A 23,090-nucleotide genomic window follows, 5' to 3' on the forward strand; every position below is an offset into this window, starting at 1 on the left:
GGTTTCTTGAAGAAACCGGTTTTCTTTGTGAAAAATTATCAACTCGCAGCAACTTTGAAACGAGATATCTCGCAGCGTAAACCTTGATCTGCGTCTTTTAATTGTCCGATCGAATTGTTAATCTCGCGCAAAGATTCGGCAGTTTGCGAGGAAGCTTCGCTCAATTGCACCATTGCACCCCTAATTTGCTCTGCTCCTTGCGATTGAGATTCCATACGTTTACTCACTGCTTGAAAGCGGGGAGTTAAGTCTTGCACTTGTTCGATAATGGAACCTAATTTAGTGCTAATCTCATGCACAACTGCGACGCTTTGTTTAACTTGATGAGTGAACTTATCCATTTCCGTCACACCGGTGTTGACCGCTATTTGCATTTCTTCGACCGTATTTTCGATTTCCAGGGTAGCGACTGCTGTTCGATCGGCTAGGCGGCGGATTTCTCTAGCTACGACAGCAAATCCCGCTCCATACTCACCTGCTTTTTCCGCTTCAATTGCCGCATTCAGGGAAAGTAAATTAGTTTGATCTGCTACTTTGGCGATCGTGTTGACGATATTGTTGATGTTATTAGCTTTGACACCGATCGCTCCCAGCTTCGTCGAGATAGTATCGGTGGCTTCTACTAATTTATACATAGTTTTTTCCATCTGTATCAAGTCTTTTTGGCTGTCATCAGCTGAGTTAGCTGTTGTTTGCGCGTGGCGGTCAACTTCATCCATCGCCTTTACTAGGGATGCGGAGGTGACAACAATTTGCTTAGCTGTAGCAGCGACTTGATTGGTAGAAGCTAGCTGTTCTGTCATTGTTCCTTCTAGTTGCTTACCCGAAGCAGCTATTCCGGTAGCGGCGGTGGTGATTTGAATCGCCGATTGCTGTACCTGAAGGATTAAGGCATTCAAATTTTTAGTCATTATTTGAAAAGTCGCCAGTAACACCCCTATTTCATCTTGGCTATCTGTAACTGGCACTAAAGTTGTGAGATCGCCAGCACCAACTTTTTGGGCACTATTGGCTAAACGCTGTAGGGAATTGGAGAAGGTTGCTGCGATGGGAATGGCGGCTAAACCGGCTAATAAGGCAATTCCTGCGCCGAGTCCCCAAGCAGCAAATCTCAAGATATTCAAGTTCTTTTCTACTTCAATTGTGGGTTCACCTACATAAGCAATCCCAACAGGTTGTGCTGTCGCTGGATTGAGTTGTTCTTGATGGTCATATATGGGACTGTAGCCGGTGATATAGTCAATTCCGATAATATTGGTTGCGCCAATAAAAACTTGTTTTTGATGCAAAACTTTTGTTGCTACTTCGCGAGCAACTCGCGTTCCGATCGCTCTGGTTGTTTTATCGGTATAGGGAACATTTGTGCTGATTCGCCAATCTTGGGCGAACAGGGTAGCGGTACTGACGCCTACTTCTTTTTTGAGACGATCGACTATTTCAAAGTTCCGATTGAGCAGCGTACCGACAATCGCAGTTCCCCATAATTTTCCTTCTATCTCTATCGGGTGAACTGCTACGATCGCTAAGCCTATTTTACCATCATCAATATTATATGTTCCTTGGGGAAAAGGTTGCTTTGGTTGCGGCAATCCTTCGATTTTCTGCGCTCTTATGCCAATATTTGCTTGTTGTTCTAAGCCTAAGCGTTTTAGCCACTCGCTTTTTAACAATTCGGCTCCAGCGAGAGGACGGCGAGAGTTAAACGCATTTTGGACGATGGGAATATCACCCAGGTTAATACCGATTGGCAAAGATACGGCACTATATACAGTTTTTTGTAACTGTTCTTTCGGTAATAGTGGATAGTTAGAAAAATCTTCGGCAACCTGTTGAATATACTGAGCAACTGTTTTACCTTGACTATCTGCAATCAAGTAAAAACTATTATCTGGCTCGATGCCAACATAATTAGATAATAGTTTGCCTAGAGTTGCCTGCTGCTGGGGCTTGCTGAAATCTCCTGGCTGAGATTCTACAAAAATTGCTAAATTTCGGGCTTCTAAAGCTACTTTTTTTTGTTTGTCATTAAGCTGACTTTCCAGGGTGTTTAATTGAATGTTTAAAGTTGCTTGTAAATTTTGAAACAATTGCGTTTGTGCAAAACTGAGAATACCTTGAGTTACAACAACTGTAGGCACAATAGCTCCTGATATCAAGAGCAGACTCATTTTCCTGCGGAAACTTAAGTTATTCCAACCCTGACCCAGTTTCTGAACCATAAATCACAGTTTGTCTCTAAAAACGATAGTATCTCTATCAAAACATAGACTGTCGAATGGACTTATGTAAAGATGCGATCGCAAGGTTGGTGTGAGAAGCATTGCTAAACTCACATCTTGTGCTGGGGTTAGAAACCGGATTTCTTCCTTCTTGAAGCCAAGAACCTAGATCTTTTTTCGTTAAGAAACCCGGTTTCTCAAGTCTTGTTAAGAATCACAATCAAGTGGGATTGATAAAATCCAAAATGGGATTAGCCATCCAATTTACACCTACTCGCAATTGATGATCTAAATTTGGCATTCGATACAAATAAATGAGACGACGGAGGAGGTATGCTAATTGTCCTTCTAATTGCACTCCCATACCGCTGAGAGTGGCGTTATCTGTTCCCAATGTGAGCATTTCTCCTAAATTTTGATAGCGGAAGGGAAGTAAGGGACGACCTGTAAGGGAAGCCCAAATATTCCAGGCGGTAAAATCGGATTGTTGGAATGCTGCTTGTGCTGAGGAGGGTACTTGCTGACCTTCTGCATCCTGACAATCTGCTAAATCTCCCAATACAAATATTTCTGGACGATCGACAGCTTGCAGGGTAGGTGTAGTGGTAAGTTGACCGCGCTGATTTTGTTTGAGGGGAAGATTTCGCACGATCGCACTTGCCTGCATTCCGGCTGTCCATATGACCAATTCGGCGGGAATTGTATCTACCTGTCCTTTATACAGCAGGGAAATACTATCTGGACTAACCGATTCGATTGTGGTTTCTAAATCTATCCAGATATCTTTTTCGTCCAAAACTCTGCGTGCAGTTTCGCGGTTATATTCTGGGGATGTCCGCAAAATGCGATCGCTTTGTTCGATTATCCGAAATCTTCCTCTCTCTCCCAGTCTATCTGCCAGTTTGCAAGCTAATTCGACCCCGCAATAACCGCCGCCGACGATCGCTACCCGTATTTTATCTGTTTCCTGCGCTTCCAATACTCGCAGTCTTTCTTCCAAACGATAGGCGTCGGTAAGGGTGCGGAAGGGAAAGGCATAGGATGCAGCACCAGGCACTATATCGATCGGCGAAGCGCCACCTAATGCCAAGACAAGGCGATCGTAGGGTATTTCTGGCTCATCCTGCCATTGAATCCGGCGCTGTTCGGTATTAATGTCAGTTACAACTCCTTGACAAAATCGCACGTCTGTGTTTTGCAATATTTCTGCAAAGGATGGGGCAATTTCCCAAGTTTGCAGCTCGCCGGTGAGGATTTCGTAGAGGAGGGGAGTGAAGAGGAAGCGATCGCTCTTGTCCACCAGCACAATTTCCGGTTTTTCCGTTGCCTCCCACGGTAGCGTATCCAATCGCAGGGCTGTGTAGAGACCGCCAAAGCCTCCACCGAGTATACATATGCGTGCAGGTTGTTGGGTCATGGTTAAATGTGCTGGAGTCGTTGCAGAGGAACTTTCTTCAGGATAGCAAGCCGTAGTAGTGTAGATTCCATCACAAGGGAATAGTCTTATGTCACCGACAAGTTCTGAGCTTTCGTTTAAATTTCGCTTTGTAGAGAATGGTAACGCGCAGGGACTTTTTTCTCAAAAAGCGATCGCTACTGACCGCGAAATAATTTTAGGTACAACAACTACTTTGTTTTACGAACAGATTACCGATACTATTGTGCGCGACAAAAGGTTAGTTATCGTCTGCGATTCTCCTCTTTCTGGAGAGATTGAAGCAAGTTCTAATTCGGTCAATAATTATGTTTACGTTTTGGAAGTTTATAATGTCAATACTCGGAATTTGAAAAAGCATATTGACCAAATATCTTCTCGTAAAAGGACGGACAATAATAAATCTTTCCTCCGGGAATCGGGTCAATATCATCTCTTCCGCAGTGCAACTTGTCCGGAATGTCAGTCAACTATCGATCTATCCGACCACCAGCGCACATCTTATATTTATTGTCGCTTTTGCCAAAGTATATTTAAGGAAAATCAGCCTGCGATAACGAAAGGTGACAAGTATTGCCTTTGCGATGAATGCCAAATGTTTAATCGCGTGCAAAGCTATACAGAGTTTTACTTTTACTTTCTTTTGTTTGTATATGGTTTTTATGCCAAACACCGTTATGTTTGCGATAATTGTGCAAATTCGATATTTTGGAAAACTTTCTGGTTAAACTTAATTTTTTTGATTGGCGTTCCTACTTCTGTTTGGGTAAAAATTAAGTCTTCGATCGGACGCGATCGCTATTTGCGTCAGCTGCCAAAAGCTAATGCCATTTCTCTCAAAGGTAAGTACCAAAAAGCAGAACATCTTTACAATCAGATGTATCAACAATATCCAGAACATCCCGGTTTATTGATGAATGAAGGTTTAGGTCATCTGATTGGAAATAATGTGACAACGGCGATGCGTTGTTTTGAGCGATCGCTGAGGTCTTGCGGTAATTATTATCCTGCGATCGGATTGCTCCACAAGTTGCAAGAGTCCGATCCAGAAAGATAACAAAGCTTTCTATTATCTCCTATAGCCTTTTACTTCGATTAATCTCCTATCGTTCTTTTAACTAGGATAGCTACCAAAAGCCCAGTTAGAAGATATCCGGTTGCAGTTTCTATCGCCACAAGTATTTTGCCCAAAATTGAAATAGGCTGGATGTCGGTACTTGATGTTGTAAATGTCATCATCGAAAAGTAAAGATTATCCCAGAAACTAAGAGAATTAGCAGAGCCTATTTTAGCCAAAGAACCAGGTAAAACAGTATAAGCTAAACTGAAAACTAAGATAACGATCGCACATGATAGGAAGAACCTCGGAAAAGAACGTCCATAGTCGCAAGTATTTTTCAGTACAAAAGCTAAAATAGGGCGTTTCTTTTCCAGGTTAATAATCCTTGCTTGACCGAGTGCTAAGTCTTGTAACAATGCGGCTAGAGTGAAATTAATGGCGCTTAAATTTACACCAGTAAAGCTAGTTCTATTGTCAAAGTCAACATTGTCAAGAAATACGCCATCCATAATAGACCAGTCAAAGCAAGTTCCCTTGATATTAGCTTCGGAAAGGTAACTGTCCGTTAGGTTACTATTTTTTAACATCGCATTTTCAAGATTGGCAGCGTACAAGTCAACTTTATTTAAGTCAACCCCACTTAAATTTTCTTTGGGTAAAATTATACCACGTAGATCGGTATGACCGTAGAATTTGCCCACAAGGTTATCTAAAATGTTCCTATCAAAGTTACTGGTTTTCCATCGAGACAGGATATCCTGACCAGATGTGGTCTTCCATCTATTCTTTAATTGTTCTTTAGTAAGCTTAGCCGCTAAGTTATAATCCGGGTTTCCTTTTTGTAAATCTACTCCCGGCAGTATAAAAAATTCCGGATTTACTTGTCGAGATTGCACGATATCCTCCCAATAATAAGATATATTTTCCAGTCAATCTGCCTAGCCAACTATGCCAAATTATCATATTATCCTGTAACAGTGTACTTTTTTCTAAAATAGAACATTCTTAATTTTTGATGAAAGCCGATCTTACCAAATAACTCGATCTTTCAGTTTTTCCAGTAAACTCGGCCCGACTCCTGGCACATTGTCAAGGTCTTGTAAAGAAGTGAAAGGTTTCTGTTCACGCGCCTGAATAATTTGCTGTGCTAATTTTGGCCCTACTCCTGGCAGCGTTTCTAATTCTGCTTGGGTAGCAGTATTGAGATTGACTTTCTTAATTATCGAATTTTCGCTAATTTTAGGTGTAGCCAAACTTGTCGGCGCAGCAGATGCAGAAGCTGCTTTTATTTGCGGACATTGTTTTTGTTGCGCCTCAATTTTGCGCTTGATTCCATCCGGTAAACCTAAAATTGAATTAGCGTAAAGTCGCTCAAATTCTCGTTGATAATGGGCGGCTACGGTGCGACTTTCGATTACTAAAACTGTTTCATCATTATTATTGTTGGCTGCTGCTGACCAATTGTGCGACCCGGTAATCGCAGTTTGACCGTCCACAACACCAAATTTGTGATGTAACAAATCGCCTTTTCGCAGTTGAGGAATGCCAACAGTGGTAATGGGATTTTGCCAAGGACGATTATCGACTTCGTATTTACAATCATTAATCAAAGCGACGCCCATCATATCCAGCGCTTCGCTATAACTGCGATATGCAAAATCCGGATCTATTAAAGCTCGTATTTTTATGCCGCGTTGATTTTCGGTTTCTAAGATATTGACCAGGCGCTGTTCGGAAAATACAAACAATGCCATGTCTACGGACTGGGTAGCTGTGTTTAATGTTTTACCAATTAAACCGTTGCTAGTTTGTTCCCAAGGTACTGTTGCTGATGTGGGGGAAAATTGGACTGAGATTATAGCGGTTCCTAGTGTAAATTGACTGGGCGATCGCAATGTTTTTTTGATGCCAAATTTGCTATCGGGTTGACCGCCTGGGCCATCACCCCACATGATGTTAAATTCTTCGGTAAAAAGACTTGCTAATTGCGGACTTTCTATTTTGAGAAGGTTGTTGGCATTGCCCAAACTGTTGGGATGAGTGAAATCGCCGTGAATGTCAGATGTGGTGAAGTTAGCGGAAGTAATAATTAGATTTTGACCGTCAATAACGACAAATTTGTGGTGCATTAAACCGCTGCCTTTGGAACCATCAGCGGTATCATCAATTATGGGGATATTGGCATTTTGCAACATGACGATCGCATCGCCGCGATCGATTTCATCTGGACTGAGTTTATTATCGCCATTTTGGTCTACTAATTTGAGGAATTCATTGTAGCGCGATCGCTCCCTTTCCGGCAGTTTCGCCACTTCATCTGGTGTAAACTTACTCCAGGGACGGCTGTAAGTATTCTCCAAAATAACTCTAACCTTGACTCCTGTTTTTTGGCGATCGACCAACGCCTTGGCGATATTCGGCAAGCGTAACTCCTGAACCGCCACATCTACCGTAGATTTAGCACTTGCAATAGAATCGATAATAAGCTGTTCCAGGTTATCACCAAGGCGCGTTTGCTTGCGGTAAGGTTCTCTGTAAGAACTTGACTCGGAGTGGTTGAAGTAAACCTCGATAAAGGGGTCTTGGGGTAGGGGAGTCAGTTGCTGAATTTGCGGTTGAGCCCGTTGACAAGCAGCTAGGGTAAGTGCTAATAAAATCGATGCTGCTTGTCTGAGGGTGGTTTTAAGCAAATTAATGTTCATAAGTCAATAGCCAACAGCCCTCTATTTTCAGACCTTACGAGACAAGCAACTGATTCCGTCGCAAGAAGCTATGAGCTTTCTTGCTAAAATTCTGTAATCTAAAGTTTATACCTTGAGATCTTTTGGCTACAAACAAAGTTCCCCGTACTGTCAATTATTTTGAGGGGCGGAAACTCCCAGAAGGTAGCAGGACTAAACAGCCGAAGCGATCGCGCTAACTAAAGGATGGCTCCTGCAAGGCTACTCTCTTTGTTAGCCGGCAGCAACTAGAAGTGCCCCTAGTTCTGGCGGGTACGTAGCCAATTTGCCGCATTTGAGTGGATGTATTCATCTCAATCCACACTTCTGTTATGCCTAGAAGAAAAAAGCTATTTCCATGCGGCCATAAGGGCTACGGTCAAGCGTGCCATCTGTGTGCCCAAAAAAAAGCCGTACTGGAACAAAAAAAACAGCTAAAACACGAGTGGGAGTCCACCTTTGACCGCGACCCGATCGATCTGCGGGATCTGCCCATTCATGTGGTGGTCAAGGCACGCACTGTGATTGCTGCTTTACAAGAACAAAAGCATTACACAGAATTTGGCGGCAAGCGGCTGCGGCACGATCGTTTTATTATCAGTATTCCCATTACCCGCAACTACCGGATGCTCTGTCGGGACTGCGGTAATATACTAATTCCCCAAGCAGTTTTGTCCCACGAGGACTACAATGTCCGCAAACCGGGAAGTTAGTCGAAAGTCAAAAGTCAGAAGTTCCTCAGTCAAAATTCAACTGTTACAGGTTAGTTGTTAGTTGTCAGACCTTGGCGGATTATGCTGAAAGTAGAGCCTCTCTCTGCCGCGACCTCTAACGGTTAAAGATTATGCAAATATATCTAGATTACAGCGCTACAACACCGACCCGCCCAGAGGCGATCGCAGCGATGCAAGCAGTCCTCACCCAAGAGTGGGGTAATCCCTCCAGCTTGCACGAGTGGGGTCAACGGGCAGCAACTATGTTAGAACAAGCCAGAATGCAGGTGGCTGGGCTAATTAACGCGCCGGCGGAGTCGATCGTATTTACTTCTGGCGGTACGGAGGCAAATAACCTGGCAATTATGGGTGTGGCTCGATGTTACACCAAACCTCAGCATATTATCATTTCCAGTGTTGAGCATTCAGCGGTGGCAGAACCTGTCCGCTGGCTGGAACAATGGGGTTGGCAAGTGACGCGCTTGCCGGTGGATAAGTGGGGAAGAGTCAGCGAAAACGACTTGGAGAACGCCCTGCAAGCTAATACGGTGTTAGTTTCGATTATCCACGGTCAAAGCGAAGTTGGCACGCTGCAACCGATCGAAGGTTTGGGAAATATTCTCCGCGATCGCGGTGTGCTATTTCACACAGATGCTGTGCAGGTAGCTGGGCGTTTGCCTCTCGATGTGCAAAAGTTACCTGTAGATTTACTTTCCCTTTCCAGTCACAAAATTTATGGCCCACAAGGAGCGGGGGCGCTTTATATCCGTCCGGGTGTCAAGTTAGTTCCTTTGCTGGGCGGTGGGGGACAAGAAATGCGACTGCGTTCCGGAACTCAGGCTGTGCCAATTATTGCCGGTTTTGGTATGGCTGCGGAACTGGCAGCGCAAGAAATGGCAGTGGAAACGCCAAGGTCGATCGAGTTGCGCGATCGTCTTTTCGACCTACTTGCCGATACGCCCAGTCTGACTCCCACAGGGCATCGCTGGCACCGTTTGCCTCACCACGTCAGTTTCTGTTTGCCAGATGCCGATGGTGAAAAGCTCAGCGGTAAAACTCTCGTGCGACACCTCAACTTGGCCGGTATTGGCATTAGCGCTGGTGCTGCTTGCAACAGCGGTAAAATTACCCCCAGTCCGGTGCTGTTGGCAATGGGTTACAGTTCTGCCGCCGCCAAATCTGGTATTCGCCTCAGCTTGGGTCGCCACACGACCGCAGCGGATATAGATTGGACGGCAATGGTGCTGAAGCAAGTTTTGGCACGTTTGATGCCAAAGGTAGCATTATCCGGTTGTTAAGGGCAGATGCAGATGGTTTCAACGATGCGGTTACAATTGTCCTTCTGCCAACAATTGCTCAAACTCTTGCACCGAATCGATCGTAATAGCGCGTTTAAGCAGTTGTTTCAAAAGCCCTAGATCGTCGATCGCAAAAATGCTATTTTTTAAGGTATCTGGCACAGTTGAAAACCGCGTTTCCAGCACTTCAATTACATCCTCGCGAGACGTTTGCAAGCGACCCTGCTGTATACCATCCCGTTCAAAACTGGTAATGTATGACATTCGCCTTTCCTCCTCTATTCGCCTGATTTCAGTTTTAAACTCTTGCTGAACTGCTGCCGGTAATGCCATTATCCATTCGATGAACCGGAACAGCTCCAAAATCTGATTTCTACTATAGCCGCGCTCGTAGAGTCGCCGCACTAATCTCAATTTAGACTGAAAACGGCGCTGTAGATCGCTGCGGGTTGCTTGAGTTTCCAGATGTGCGGCGATAATGGTGGCAAAAGGATTGGTGCTTTCCTCTAGGGTAGCGGCTGCATAGTCGAGCAGTTTCACGACCGGAAACTGTAAACTGCTTTGAAATCCCCATCGACTATAACTATAGCCTGTCGGTCGCCAATTGGTGTTTTCGTCTCCCAATACGGCAAAGCTGAATACTTTTTGCCGATAGCGATCGAATAACCGATGATTGTAAATGTACATTCGTTCGGAAAAGTCTGACTGCTCTTGTCCTTGGATTTCGACGTGAATTAACACTATCGCCTCTTCGCCGGAGTTGAGCCATACTTTTACCAGCTTATCTGCTAAACGCCTGCCTGTCTCGGCATCGCGAATGACTTCTTGCAATTCCGTGTCTAGCGTTTCATAACCTCTTTGCCAATCAATATCTCTGTGAGTATCTGGAAAACAAAAAGCCATAAATGGCTCAAAATATACGGTTAGCGCTTCTTTCCAAGCACTGTCGTAATCCGATCGCACTTCATCTTCCATCCAGTATCTCCTCCTGTTGCATAATAAAACCTCGGCAAAGTTACCATAATTATTAAAATTTAAAACAAAGTCAACTGGACAAATTCATCTGATGAATTGGACTTTATCAAACGCGGAAAAACTCTCCCTTCTTCCTTCAAGCCACCCAGACGATTAATATTTTCAATTATTGTCGGTAGGCAATACTCAGACATTTTTTCTTGGATGTGATAGGTATTAAATCGCAACGTATGCCAACCATTTGTTTGTAAGTCGTTGTCTCGCTCATTATCTAAATGAATACGCTCTTTATCGGCGTGCCAAGTATCGCCGTCAGTTTCAATGTTGATTTTGCCGTAAGTACAGTAAATGGCAAAGTCGAGAGCGTAGGTGGAATTTTTAACTGTCACAAACTCTTGACGTTCGGCATTGATATCCAGTCGTTTAAACTCTGCCCACAGCCTATCTTCCAGTGGACTTTCGTCGTATAAGTCGTTGATTTCCTCTGCTTTCCTAAACTTTTCCAGGGTAGTTGAGATAAAGACAATGCGCCTATATCGTCGGCTAATAATTGGTGCTGGTAAACGTTCCAGTGGTGATAATTCAAGTTTGTAATAACGTTGCTGGCTCTTTTTGTCTTTTGGTAAATTGGGAAACAATTCCCAGCGAAAAACTGCCCGAATTTGCTCAACTTGCGCGTAGTAACGTACTGTATGAGCTTGTTTGCCAAATACTTTGGTTTGGTAGAAAGCTAACCATGTGGGAGGCCAACGCTTTTTGAGAAGTTTATCTGCATTGAGCGTGGGAATTCTGTACCAATGTCGGTCACGGGCAATTTCCATGTCCAGCCGACTGTTCATAATCGCAACTAATAGTTCGCTGTCTGATGTCATATCAATTTCACTTTGATTTTATAGCAATGTATTGGGGAGGATTATACCTTCTTTTGGCATAGATTAACGATCGGGGGAAGGAGAGCCTTCTAAACCGCTTTCCCTGGTTAAACCTGGGAACGAGACTCGAGCGGGAATAGCAGGCAAAACTTGCAAATTTAAGACCATCGTTTCGCGATGGCGAATAGTATTAATTGCCACTTCCCAAGCAAAGGTAAAGGATTGGAATGATTCTTGGGTAATGCGATCGTTATCCAAATCTTCGACAACTTTGCGGAAAATTTCAAATAAATTTTGCCGCAGTTGTTCTAATTGTTCTAAGTTGCAGGTGTTGCGTGCTTGTTCGAGAATATCTAGGATATCCAGGTTGTACTTATCGAAGCGGTTCTTTTGTTTGGCAAGCAAACGCGATCGCCACGAGAAAATCCAAGAGGCAACCAGCGATCCCATTGAGATAAGCAAAGCCAGTACGTCAGCATTTGATGACAGAAAATCTGGCTTTTCTCGGTCGTAGTAAGCTTGGGCACCGGGATGTAGAGGTAAGCCAAGACTTTGACCTACGCCCGGTTGACTAATTGTTGCTGCTTTTGGCTCCAACTTGACTAAATCGTGACGATATTCATAGATAATAGTAGTAAGGGAACGAATAATTTTTGGCTCGATATCTTGACGAGTTATGAGTGCCGCTCCCACTCCCACAACGGGCATATTTTGACTGGGGACGGGAGGATCGGCTTTGTAAGTTCCCTTGGGAATTGTGCCTTCTTCCAAATAAGGAAGAGAAATTCTGATCGCTGCCGCTTGATCGATCGGCACCATCCTGCCAGGAATAGTTTGGATTAATTCTCTTGTCCAGCGATTACCTACTGGTAAGCTGCGAAAAACTGCATCAACTTCTCCTTTTTTGAAGGCTAACAATGCTTTTTCCGGGCTTAATGCCACATATTGCAAATCGTTTGGCTTTAAGTTGTAATGTTTGGCTAAAAGCCAAAAGGCGTCAAAAGAACCGCTGCCTTTAGGCATGAGGGCAATTCGTTTGCCTTTAAGATCGGGTACGCTTTGGATAGCAGATTTCTGAGAAACAACTAGATGAAACAACTCCGGATACAGTAAACTAATCGCACGTGCGGATGCAGGCGCTGGGGTATCGCTTTGGACGATCGCCAGTTCTACTTTTCGCTTCTCCAAGAGTTGCATATTTTCCAGAGAGCCGTTTGTTTCTATAATGTTGAGTTGGATCTGCGGTTGATGTCTGGCAATCACCTGCTGCATTGCTTGTGCAAAGCGGTAAGCTTCACCTGTCTTATTCCCAGTCGCAACAGTCAGGTGGATAACTCGATGGTTTTCTTTGGCTAATCTCCAGGCAAATCCCCCGAACGCTACCAAGCTCAAGAGTGCGATCGAAATCACGATTTTGCGTCCTTGCAATTTTCTATCTCCTTGGCAATCGTTATGCCTGATACTATTGTTTAGCACTTAATCTAAAATCTAAAATCCGTTTACTATGGCAGAACTTCCCAATACCCTAGAAGAGGCGATCGCGCAATCTCGCCAAGCAACGCTTGCGGCGATCGCAGATGGTTACACTCGGCTGCAAGTTGAGTTACTTTTCCCGGAAATCGCACTGCAAGCGCAGTCGATCGCCAAGCAATTTATCGAAGTTTTTGAAGATCGCATTGGACAAGTAAAAATGTTCTTTCCCGATGCCGGTGCGGCTGCCCTCGCCCGTCGCGATTGGGGAGAGGTACCTTTTAAAATACAAGATATCGGCATGGGCAGAACCCCCATTGAAAATAAAATTCAACCGGAAGATGAAATATTTTTGCTGGTTAACCTCAGTTCGGTGGAGGTGGCAGAAGTAGAAAAGCTGTGCAATGCAGTGGGCGATCGTCCGGTAATTTTACTAATCCCTCATTTGGAAGATGCGGGTACTGTCGGTATTGGCTACGCTGGGCGTCAGCTGCGGGAACGCTTCCTCAATACTTTGCAATCTTGCTATTATGTCAGACCTCTACAAGGCGCAGCTGTATTTCGCTGCTATCCCGGGCCTTGGCAAGTTTGGTTGGAGGTGGGCGACAATTACAATCTCATTGCAGAATTGCCTCAAAAACCGGTTGGTGAGGAAGTCGATCGAATTATATTTGATGCAATTGGCCCTACCGATAGCGATACAGCTGAGACCCCGCGTCCCAAAAAGCCGGGATTTTTCACTAATATGCAGCGCTTCCTACGCGCTTTGAATCGATAGAGGATCGACAAAGGTAATTGCAGATTTCAAATTTAAATCTGCAATTATTTAATTTGCAATTTTAACCACCACCAACTACCCATTTGACGTAAATGCGATCGCATCTTGCCGCCTCTATCCCAGATGTCCGTTGATACCCGCTGCTTTCATACAGCTGTACCGCTTCTTTTAAGATGCTGGCCGTTTGAATCCAAATTTGTTGAAAGCCTCTAGCTGCGATCGCGCTTTCCAGCTGTTGTAATAAAAATTTTCCCAGTCCTTGTCTCCGCACAGACGGCAACAGATACATTTTGCGAATTTCTACAGCGTGCTTTCCCCGCTGGATGGGATAGTAAGCCGCAGTTCCCACTAGCTGCCCGTCCCGTTCCACCACCCAGAACTCTCCCCCAGTCGCCAGATAAAAGTTTTCTATTTGCAAGACATCCCTGTCTGCGTCCCCTGGTTGCCAAGGCAAGCCGTACTCTGTTAAAACAGAATGGATGAGAGCGGCAACATGAGTGCGATCGGCCTCTGACCAGGAACGAATTACAAAATCGCGATAGTGAATTTTCACCTGACAAATTCTTCTTTTACTTCCACAGTTATAGATTTTAATAGTAACCGCTCGTTCGGAACATTTTTCTCTTCTATTGCGTCTTTAATTATTTTTTATGTACTATTCTGACAGTACACTTTTATTCAAGTACGCAATTTTACTTAAGCAACTTATCAGCAATTTTACTGAAATTAAAAATATATATTTTATTTAATTAAATAATGATATTCTAGTTTAGATTGCATATCTTTAGGTAGATGTAAAATTAACTATCTGTTCGGCAAAATAGGAATCTGTAACTTTAAAGTCAAAAAGGTAGAGGAGAAGGAGATAAACTAATATGATAAAAGTTAACTTCAAAAAAGTTCTCTCAAGAAAAGAAATTCTACCTGTTATAAATGGCATTGTCAAAGCTATTGAAAGTTCGCTCGTAATTCAAGATGCAGAAGGCAACATCCTGGTAGGGGTTGCAAGTGAAAAAAAATTATTAGGTAAATATCCAGTAGAACTTTCTGGAGAAACGATCGGATGGGTAAGCGGGTCAGAAAAAGCTGCTGCCGTAGCCGCTCTTATATCCTATGTAGCGAATAAAGAACTAGAAAAGAAAAACTTGGCTAATGAATTAATTGAGCGATATAGAGAAATCACATTTTTATACGAAATTTCCCAAAAAATCAGCGCTACCTTAGACCTCAAAGAAGTTGCCAAATTAGTGATTGATGAAGCTAGAGAACTTATCCAAGCAACTAGCGGCTCTCTCATGCTACTTAATACCAGCACGGACAGGCTGGAAGCAATCGCAGCATTTAATCAAGAATGCCAATCAAAATCGACCTTAAACTTGGGTGATGGGATAGTTGGTAATGTAGTGATGACAGGCAGAGGAGAGATAGTCAACGATGTTTTATCCGATCCCAGATTCGTTCCAACTCAAGAGCAAGTTAGTTCTCTGATTTGCGTACCTTTGAAAACAAAAGATAAAGTAATTGGTGCGATCGAAATCAGCAGTAACACACCCGTCGCTTATACAGCAGCAGACCTGAAACTGCTCACTATGCTTGCTTCGCAAGCAGGCGCGGCGATTGAAAACGCGCTCCTCCACGAACACCAGCTACAGGAAAGCCGCCGAGAAGCTTTACTTTTTCGTTTGGCTTGTCAAATCCGTCAGTCGCTGAACTTAGATAAAATCTTAGAAACAGCGGTGAACGAGATCCGCAGTCTTCTGCAAATCGATCGCTGCCAATTCATTTGGTATCGACCGGAAAAAGAAAAATTAATTCATCCTAACTTTGCGGATACATCAAGAATGCTTGATGCTTCGGATAACTGGGAAATTTTCAAAGAAGCCAAAAATCCCGAGCTGCCGAGTTTAGTTGGTTACTACTCGGCGGCGGATATTGGTTGTTTTACACAGCAACTTCTGAACATGGAAATGGTTTGGGCAGATGATGTCAGAACGATCGCAGATCCGGTAATGCGAGAGTTTTTTGTAGAACGGGAATTTGTGTCTTTATTCGCACTGCCGATTCAAACTCGCTCTGGAGCCATAGGAGCCATTTGCTGCGGTACGAATACAGAAGTGCGATCGTGGAGTGAGTGCGAGGTGGAGCTGTTGCAGGCTGTAGCTACTCAACTGGCGATCGCCCTCGACCAAGCCGAACTATACCATCAAGCTGCCACCGCTGCCTCAGATGCTCAAACCCAAGCTCAACAGCTGCAACAAACCCTGCACGAATTGCAACAAACTCAAGCCCAGCTCATTCAAAGCGAAAAAATGTCCAGCTTGGGTCAGTTAGTTGCCGGTGTCGCCCACGAAATCAACAACCCCGTCAACTTCATCTACGGAAATCTTTCCTACGCCAGTCAATACTCCCAAAACTTACTGACGCTAGTTCAACTGTACGGCAAGCACTATCCGGAACCAGTACCGGAGATCCAAGCTGAAATGGAAGCGATCGAACTCGATTTTCTCGTTGAAGACCTACCCAAAATACTCTCCTCCATGCACGTAGGAGTTGAACGCATCCGTCAAATTGTCTTATCGCTGCGAAATTTTTCCCGTCTCGACCAAGCAGAAACGAAACCGGTGAATATTCACGAAGGCATCGATAGCACCCTCATGATATTGCACCACCAATTAAAAGCAACAGCAGAAAATTGTGCGATTCAAGTTATCAAAGAATATGGCGAATTACCGCTTGTAGAGTGCTATCCCGGTCAGATCAACCAAGTGTTTATGAACATCCTCAGCAATGCGATCGACGCTCTAGAAGTACAGCGTTCTTTGCGGAATACGGGAGAAAATTCCGCGACACCTTGTATTTGGATTCGTACCGAAGCTTTGGAAAATAACAGGATTGCTATTCGCATTCGAGACAATGGCCCCGGTATGACAGAAGAGGTAATCAAGCGATTGTTCGATCCCTTCTTCACAACCAAAGCAGTAGGGAAAGGCACAGGCTTAGGATTGTCGATTAGCTACCAAATTGTCCTAGAAAAACACAGTGGTATTTTGAAGTGTTTTTCCCAACCCGGTCAAGGAGCAGAGTTTTTGATTGAGATTCCCATACAAGCGATCGCATCTAGTCGTCCCGATCGTAAAAATCAGCGCATAGTTGATTTTCCTCCTAATTCCCCGGCATACTTTCAGCAAGCTCAATGCGGTTAACCCCTCGCAAACATATACTCACGTTTGGGACAAACGCTAATGCTCACCATTTCAGGTTATCAAATCACCGAACAAATCCAAGCCACTATCAATACCTCAATTTATCGCGGGGTAAGAAAACAAGATAAAACAGCAGTCATTATTAAAACCATCCCAGCCGAGTATCCTACTCTCGAACAAATTACCAGATTGAGACACGAATATAAAATTCTTCAAGCTCTGGATATTAAAGGTATTGTTCGCGTTTATAGCTTAGAAAATTATCAAAACCGTTTAGCTCTGATCTTAGAAGATTTATCCGGTCAATCCCTGAAACAATTTATTACTTACAAAAAGCTGGAAATTAGAGATTTTTTGGACATCGCCATCCAGTTGGCAGAAGCTTTAGGAGATCTGCATAAAAATCATATTATTCATAAAGATATCAAACCGCATAATATACTCATCAATCCATCTGACGGACAAGTGAAAATCATCGACTTTAGCATCGCCTCGCGCCTGGAGAGAGAAAACCCCACCCTGAGCAATCCCAACCAAATAGAAGGCACGCTCGCCTATATGTCACCGGAACAAACCGGACGCATGAATCGCGCCCTCGACTACCGTACAGACTTCTACTCATTAGGCATAACATTTTATGAAATGCTCACAGGTCAACTACCCTTTAATTCCAGCGACCCCCTGGAATTAGTTCACTGCCATATCGCATTTCCAGCCACACCACCCCATCAAATCAACCCAGAAATTCCGCTAGCAGTTGCTCATATAGTGATGAAACTATTAGCCAAAACCGCAGAAGAAAGATATCAAAGTGCCTGGGGATTAAAAGCAGATTTAGAAACCTGTCTTGCCCAGTTACAAACAACCGGAAACATCGGCAAATTCACACCAGGCAAGCAGGACTTAATCAGTCAATTCCTCATCCCCCAAAAACTTTACGGACGCACCAAAGAAGTCACCACACTCATGGAAGCCTTTGGGCGAGTTGCCAGCGGAGGCAGCGAAATAATCCTAGTTTCCGGGTACTCCGGCATTGGCAAAACCTCTGTCATCAACGAAATTCACAAACCCATAGTAGGGCAACGGGGCTACTTTATCTCCGGGAAATTTGACCAATTTAAACGCAACATCCCTTATGCTTCCATAATTCAAGCTTTCCAACAATTGAGCCAGCAAATATTAACAGAAAGTGCGAGCAAAATAGCTACTTGGAAAGCACAATTACTAGCAGCATTCGGTCAGCAAGGTAACGTCATCATCGACGTAATTCCCGAAATCGAACTAATTGTTGGCCCACAGCCGCCCGTACCGCAATTGGGGCCAACCGAATCCCAAAACCGATTTAATCGCGTCTTTCGAGAATTCATCCACGTATTCACCAAAGCAGAACACCCCCTCGTACTGTTCTTAGATGACTTGCAGTGGGCAGATTCGGCATCGCTGAAATTAATTCAGTTGCTCATAACTGACCCAGACAGTGAATATTTATTACTGATGGGAGCTTATCGAGATAATGAAGTATTTCCCACCCATCCGTTGCTGGTGACATTGGATGAAATTAAAAATACGGGTGCTAAGCTTAGTAATATTACCCTGCGACCGTTAAATATCGAAAATGCCAGCGAATTAGTTGCCGACACTCTGCACGCTAGCACAGAAAGGTCACAGAATCTAGCTGAATTAGTTTACAATAAAACTCAGGGCAATCCTTTCTTTTTGACTCAACTGCTCTCCACCCTACACCAAGAAAAATTATTAAAATTTGATTTTAAATCTGGGGATTGGCACTGGGATATCGAACAAATTCAAGCCGTAGGCATTACAGATTATAATGTGGTTGAGTTGCTCAGCCGCCATATTCAAAAACTGCCAGAACCGACGCAGAAAGTACTAAAATTAGCTGCCTGTATAGGAGACAAGTTTAATTTAGATGTCCTGGCAATTGTGCATGAAAAATCCTCCTCAGAAACGGCAACTGATTTGTGGGATGCACTTCAGGCAGGTCTGATTTTGCCCCTGAGCGAAACTTACAAAATGCCGTTAGTATTTGACACTTCAACATCATTTACAATACCAGGAGAATCGCTCAAAATACGCTACAAGTTTCTGCATGACCGGGTACAGCAAGCCGCTTATTCTCTGATTCACGAATCAAATAAAAAAGCAACTCATTTAAAAATCGGTCAACTGCTTCTGAAGAATGCTTCAGAAGCAGAGATAGAAGAGAATATTTTTGAGATTGTTAATCAATTCAATGTTGGTGTTGAATTTATCAACGAACAAACCGAAAAATATGAGTTAGCACGATTAAATTTGATAGCGGCTCGGAAAGCAAAGGCCGCAACTGCTTACGAACCTGTGCTGAAGTATATCACAGTTAGTTTGGGACTTTTGGCATCAGATAGCTGGTACTCTCACTATGATTTGACGCTAGGACTTTATGTGGAAGCGGTGGAAGCAGAATATTTAAATGGGAATTTTGATAAAGCTAATTCCATCGCAGAAATTGTTCTGCTCCAAGCTAAAAACCTGCTCGATAAAATCAGAGTTTACGAGCTGAAAATCCAGATATACGTAACTCAAATGCAGCTCCAGTTAGCTATCGATACGGGGTTACAAGCTTTGCAATTGTTGGAAGTTATCCTAGAGAAAGAACCTCCCAAGCAACTAAATTTCGATGAATTAGCCAATTTACCACAAATGACCGATCCTTATAAGTTGGCGGCTATGCGGATGTTGGTCAGCAATATTAATGCTGCTTTTAGCACAAATTTTACTCTCCTGTCTCAGCTTATATTTACAATGATCGATCTTTCCATTAAATATGGAAATTCACCCCAAGGTGCTTACGCATATTGCCTTTATGGAATGCTCCTATGCAGTGGAATGGGAGATATAAATACTGGTTATCAATTTGGTAAATTGTCTTTGAAGTTGTTGGATGTTTTTAGCACCACACAATACCAAACAAAAATATTATGTTTTTTCGATGGTTGTGTCAGACATTGGAAAGAGTCTGCCCAGGAAACTTTAGAATTATTGTTGCAAGGAATTCTCACTGGCATCGAAACAGGAGATATAGAACACGCTGGTTATTGTACTAATCAATATTGCAATCACACGCTTTTTACAGGAAAGCATTTAGAGTTTACCGAAAAAAGGTTTACTCAATATATTGAGTTAATGAAAAAATTAAATCATAGCCTTGCATTCAATTATCTCAGTATCAGCAAAGAATTTACATTGCATATGCTGGCAAATAAAGTCAATAACTTAAATTTAATAGGAGAAAGTTTTAACGAGATGGAAATGTTGCCTATTCTTAAACAAGACAATAATGCAAACTTATTGTTTTTGTTGTATGTATTAAAGACCATGCTTGCTTATATGTTTAAAGCGCCTTCATTAGCTTTTTCAAATGGCGAAGCAGCCGAAAAATATGCAGGAATAGGCGTGGGTTTGCTAATCTCAGCAGAATATAATTTATATTTTTCTCTGGCGCTGTTGGCGATTTATCCTAATGTTGAAAAGGAACAGCAAAATGAATATTTGGATAAGGTGGTAGCCAACCAGGAAAAAATGAAGTATTGGGCGTATCATATGCCAGCAAATTTTCAGCATAAGTACGATTTAGTGGAGGCAGAAAAAGCGCGAGTTTTAGGTGAAATTGGGTTGGCGATCGAATATTACGATCGCGCCATTGAAGGTGCAAAAGACAATGGCTATACTCAGATAGAAGCTTTGGGTAACGAACTGGCAGCAGAATTTTATTTCTCTCGCGGTAAACATAAGATAGCTCAGGTTTATTTGACTGATGCCTACTATGGCTATATTCGCTGGGGAGCTACGGCAAAAGTAAGGCAGCTAGAGGAAATATATCCACAATTATTGCAACAAACCCTTACCTCAACTAACATTGAGGAAAAGAGCGATCGAGTCGCCCCGATGATGACGATTTACAGCACGACAGGCAGTTCGGCTGCTCTGGATTTAGCTACAGTGATGAAAGCGTCTCAAGCCATTTCTTCAGAAATCTTTCTCGACAATTTGCTGGAAAAATTGATGAATATTCTCCTGGAAAATGCGGGAGCACAAAGAGGTTTTTTGCTTCTAGATTCGCAGGTGGAAGGCAACGAAGGAGATTCCTTGGTATTGGCAGCTGAGGGAGCGATCGATCGAGAAAATCAGATATTACTGCCTAATATTCCTATCAATAAACGCGATAATTTACCGTTTGCGATCGTTAACTATGTGCAAAGAACACAGTCAAATGTCGTTTTAAATGATGCTCAGCAAGAAGGAATATTTACCACCGATAGTTATATAACTAATAACAAAATAAAGTCTCTCTTGTGTACGCCCATCCTTCATCAAGGAAAACTCGTCGGCATCCTTTACCTGGAAAACAATACGACCAAGAGTGCGTTTACGCCGGAACGACTAGAAGTTTTAAGATTGCTATCTTCTTCAGTGGCTGTTTCTCTGCAAAATGCACTGCTTTTCGCTCAAAATCAGGATACAATGGCTCATTTGAATGCCATTATGAATAACATCGCAGATGGTTTGCTGGTGACTGATACCACTGGCAAAATCATCCGCTTTAATCCGGCTTTGTTGGCAATGTTTGGTTTATCAAACAGCGCTTTAATTGGTAAAAATTGTCAGTCGGTTTTTAATAGCGAAATGGTGTCGCTTGTGGCACAGACTCAGAAATCTCCTGCTGAGGTATTTGCAGCAGAAATAGCATTGGCCGATCGGCGGGTAGGGCAGGCGGTGGCTACTGCTATTTCCTCTGCAAATTCTCCTCAGATTTCTGGTTGTGCGATCGTCATCCGCGATATCACAGCCCAAAAAGAAATCGATCGCATGAAAACCGATTTTATCTCTACAGTTTCCCACGAGCTGCGAACCCCACTAACCTCTGTACTGGGATTTACCAAGATTATTAAGAAAAAACTGGAGGAAGGGGTATTTCCTCTGATTCAGGCAGACGATCGTAAAGCTCAGAAAATGCTCAGGCAAGTGGGAGAAAATATTAACATCATCGTATCTGAGGGCGAGCGCTTGACATCTTTAATCAACGATGTGTTAGATATAGCCAAAATGGAAGCAGGGAAAGTAGAATGGCAGATGCAGCCTGTATCGATCGCAGAGATTATTGAAAGAGCGATCGCCGCTACATCGTCTCTTTTTCTAGAAAGTGGGCTGAAACTGCACAAAGATGTTCCCGATGGGCTGCGGCAGGTTCTGGGCGATAGCGATCGCTTGCTTCAAGTACTAATTAACCTCATTTCCAATGCCGTAAAATTTACCGAAACAGGCTCTTGTACTATTAAAGCAAGACAACAAGATAACCAGATTATCGTCAGCATCATCGATACTGGTATCGGCATTGCCCCATTTGATAAACAGAAAGTATTTGAGAAATTCCAGCAGGTAGGAGACACCCTTACAGATAAACCCAAAGGCAGCGGTTTGGGGCTACCAATTTGCAAGCAAATTGTCGAACATCATGGCGGTACAATTTGGGTCGAAAGTCAACTGGGGCAAGGCAGCAACTTCTCATTTTCCATACCTATTCCCGATCGGATAGATATCGATCTAGAAAAATTTTCACTTGATATTTTAGTGAAGCAATTAAAACAAAATTTTATCCCAACAACTCCATTGCCAGGAGAACAAGAAAAAACTATTCTCATCGTTGATGATGATAAAAACATTCGCGCTCTGCTCAGACAACAATTGGAATCTGAAGGTTATCAAATTAGAGAAGCCAAAGATGGGATAGATGCGATTAACCAAGTAAAACATAAAAAACCAGACTTAATTATTTTGGATGTCATGATGCCTCATATCAATGGTTTTGATGTGGCAGCAGTTTTGAAAAACGACCCGCAAACAATGAGTATTCCCATCATCATATTGTCGATAGTTGAAGATAAACAGAGGGGCTATCGATTGGGCATAGATAGTTATTTTACTAAGCCTGTTAACGCAAAAGAACTGCATAAAAATATCGGGTTACTACTGTCTCAAGGCATATCGAAGAAGAAAGTTTTAGTAGTAGATGAAGATGCCTCAGATGTGAAAACCATTTCTGAGGTATTGCAGGCAAAGGGATACAGCGTTATGGAAGCTTCTAACGAACAGGAGTGCATTGATAAGGCGTTAGCAGTAAAACCGGATATGATAATAGTTAATTCTTTGCTTTCCCAACAGCAAAATTTGGTCAAAACCTTATGCTTTGAAAAAGGCTTGGAAAATGTCTTTTTTGTTTTACTAACAGAACAGACGGCAAATTAGAAAAGTAGAGGCTTGCTAATATGTTAATAAGTCGCTCCCATTGA

General features: G+C 43.0%; 14 protein-coding genes. 6 read left to right on the forward strand and 8 right to left on the reverse strand.

From position 1 onward, the window contains the following. Positions 1 to 38: 38 nt before the first annotated feature. Positions 39 to 2,219 carry a methyl-accepting chemotaxis protein gene (locus tag H6G03_RS37235; RefSeq protein WP_199315263.1) on the reverse strand — a complete coding sequence of 727 codons (2,181 nt, stop codon included), beginning with the start codon at positions 2,217 to 2,219 and terminating at the stop codon, positions 39 to 41. A 220-nt stretch (positions 2,220 to 2,439) separates the two neighbouring features. Further along, positions 2,440 to 3,636, reverse strand: a complete 1,197-nt coding sequence (locus tag H6G03_RS12070) for an NAD(P)/FAD-dependent oxidoreductase (RefSeq protein ID WP_190464619.1) — start codon at positions 3,634 to 3,636, stop codon at positions 2,440 to 2,442. 88 nt (positions 3,637 to 3,724) lie between these two features. Between H6G03_RS12070 and H6G03_RS12075 the strand changes: the two genes are divergently transcribed. Beyond that, positions 3,725 to 4,711 carry a hypothetical protein gene (locus tag H6G03_RS12075; protein ID WP_190464620.1) on the forward strand — a complete coding sequence of 329 codons (987 nt, stop codon included), beginning with the start codon at positions 3,725 to 3,727 and terminating at the stop codon, positions 4,709 to 4,711. Between the two features lie 38 nt (positions 4,712 to 4,749). Here H6G03_RS12075 and H6G03_RS37955 read toward each other — a convergent pair whose 3' ends face one another. Beyond that, on the reverse strand, positions 4,750 to 5,610 hold the full coding sequence (locus H6G03_RS37955; RefSeq protein ID WP_199315264.1) for a pentapeptide repeat-containing protein: 861 nt from the start codon (positions 5,608 to 5,610) through the stop codon (positions 4,750 to 4,752). A gap of 132 nt (positions 5,611 to 5,742) precedes the next feature. Continuing rightward, positions 5,743 to 7,416: a DUF655 domain-containing protein gene (locus H6G03_RS12085; protein WP_190464621.1), complete on the reverse strand. Its 1,674-nt coding sequence runs from the start codon at positions 7,414 to 7,416 to the stop codon at positions 5,743 to 5,745. A 350-nt stretch (positions 7,417 to 7,766) separates the two neighbouring features. On the opposite strand from H6G03_RS12085, the gene H6G03_RS12090 reads away from it, so the two are divergent. Together H6G03_RS12090 and H6G03_RS12095 are read left to right on the forward strand one after the other, a co-directional pair. Continuing rightward, positions 7,767 to 8,147 (forward strand): DUF7682 family zinc-binding protein, encoded by a 381-nt coding sequence (locus H6G03_RS12090; RefSeq protein WP_190464622.1) that lies wholly within the window; start codon positions 7,767 to 7,769, stop codon positions 8,145 to 8,147. Between the two features lie 131 nt (positions 8,148 to 8,278). Further along, positions 8,279 to 9,445 carry a cysteine desulfurase family protein gene (locus tag H6G03_RS12095; RefSeq protein ID WP_190464623.1) on the forward strand — a complete coding sequence of 389 codons (1,167 nt, stop codon included), beginning with the start codon at positions 8,279 to 8,281 and terminating at the stop codon, positions 9,443 to 9,445. 30 nt (positions 9,446 to 9,475) lie between these two features. Here the strand turns inward: H6G03_RS12095 and H6G03_RS12100 are convergent, their stop codons facing one another. From H6G03_RS12100 to H6G03_RS12110, 3 genes are all read right to left on the reverse strand, one after another. After that, positions 9,476 to 10,420 (reverse strand): RpnC/YadD family protein, encoded by a 945-nt coding sequence (locus H6G03_RS12100; protein ID WP_190464624.1) that lies wholly within the window; start codon positions 10,418 to 10,420, stop codon positions 9,476 to 9,478. Positions 10,421 to 10,479: 59 nt separating this feature from the next. After that, positions 10,480 to 11,292 (reverse strand): endonuclease domain-containing protein, encoded by an 813-nt coding sequence (locus H6G03_RS12105; RefSeq protein ID WP_190464625.1) that lies wholly within the window; start codon positions 11,290 to 11,292, stop codon positions 10,480 to 10,482. Positions 11,293 to 11,355: 63 nt separating this feature from the next. Continuing rightward, the gene (locus H6G03_RS12110) at positions 11,356 to 12,720 is read right to left on the reverse strand and encodes a TAXI family TRAP transporter solute-binding subunit (RefSeq protein ID WP_190464626.1); all 1,365 of its coding nucleotides are present in this window, start codon (positions 12,718 to 12,720) and stop codon (positions 11,356 to 11,358) included. Positions 12,721 to 12,796: 76 nt separating this feature from the next. Here H6G03_RS12110 and H6G03_RS12115 point away from each other — a divergent pair, with 76 nt between their 5' ends. Further along, positions 12,797 to 13,540 (forward strand): DUF1995 family protein, encoded by a 744-nt coding sequence (locus H6G03_RS12115; protein ID WP_190464627.1) that lies wholly within the window; start codon positions 12,797 to 12,799, stop codon positions 13,538 to 13,540. Between the two features lie 61 nt (positions 13,541 to 13,601). Here H6G03_RS12115 and H6G03_RS12120 read toward each other — a convergent pair whose 3' ends face one another. Then, positions 13,602 to 14,093: a GNAT family N-acetyltransferase gene (locus tag H6G03_RS12120; protein ID WP_190464628.1), complete on the reverse strand. Its 492-nt coding sequence runs from the start codon at positions 14,091 to 14,093 to the stop codon at positions 13,602 to 13,604. Positions 14,094 to 14,415: 322 nt separating this feature from the next. Here H6G03_RS12120 and H6G03_RS12125 point away from each other — a divergent pair, with 322 nt between their 5' ends. Beyond that, a complete protein-coding gene (locus H6G03_RS12125; RefSeq protein ID WP_190464629.1) occupies positions 14,416 to 16,743 on the forward strand; it encodes a GAF domain-containing sensor histidine kinase in 2,328 nt (775 codons plus the stop codon). Between the two features lie 39 nt (positions 16,744 to 16,782). Then, on the forward strand, positions 16,783 to 23,046 hold the full coding sequence (locus tag H6G03_RS12130) for an AAA family ATPase (RefSeq protein WP_190464630.1): 6,264 nt from the start codon (positions 16,783 to 16,785) through the stop codon (positions 23,044 to 23,046). The last annotated feature ends 44 nt before the right edge of the window (positions 23,047 to 23,090 follow it).

The organism is Aerosakkonema funiforme FACHB-1375 (genome assembly GCF_014696265.1).
GTDB classification, from domain to species: domain Bacteria; phylum Cyanobacteriota; class Cyanobacteriia; order Cyanobacteriales; family Aerosakkonemataceae; genus Aerosakkonema; species Aerosakkonema funiforme_A.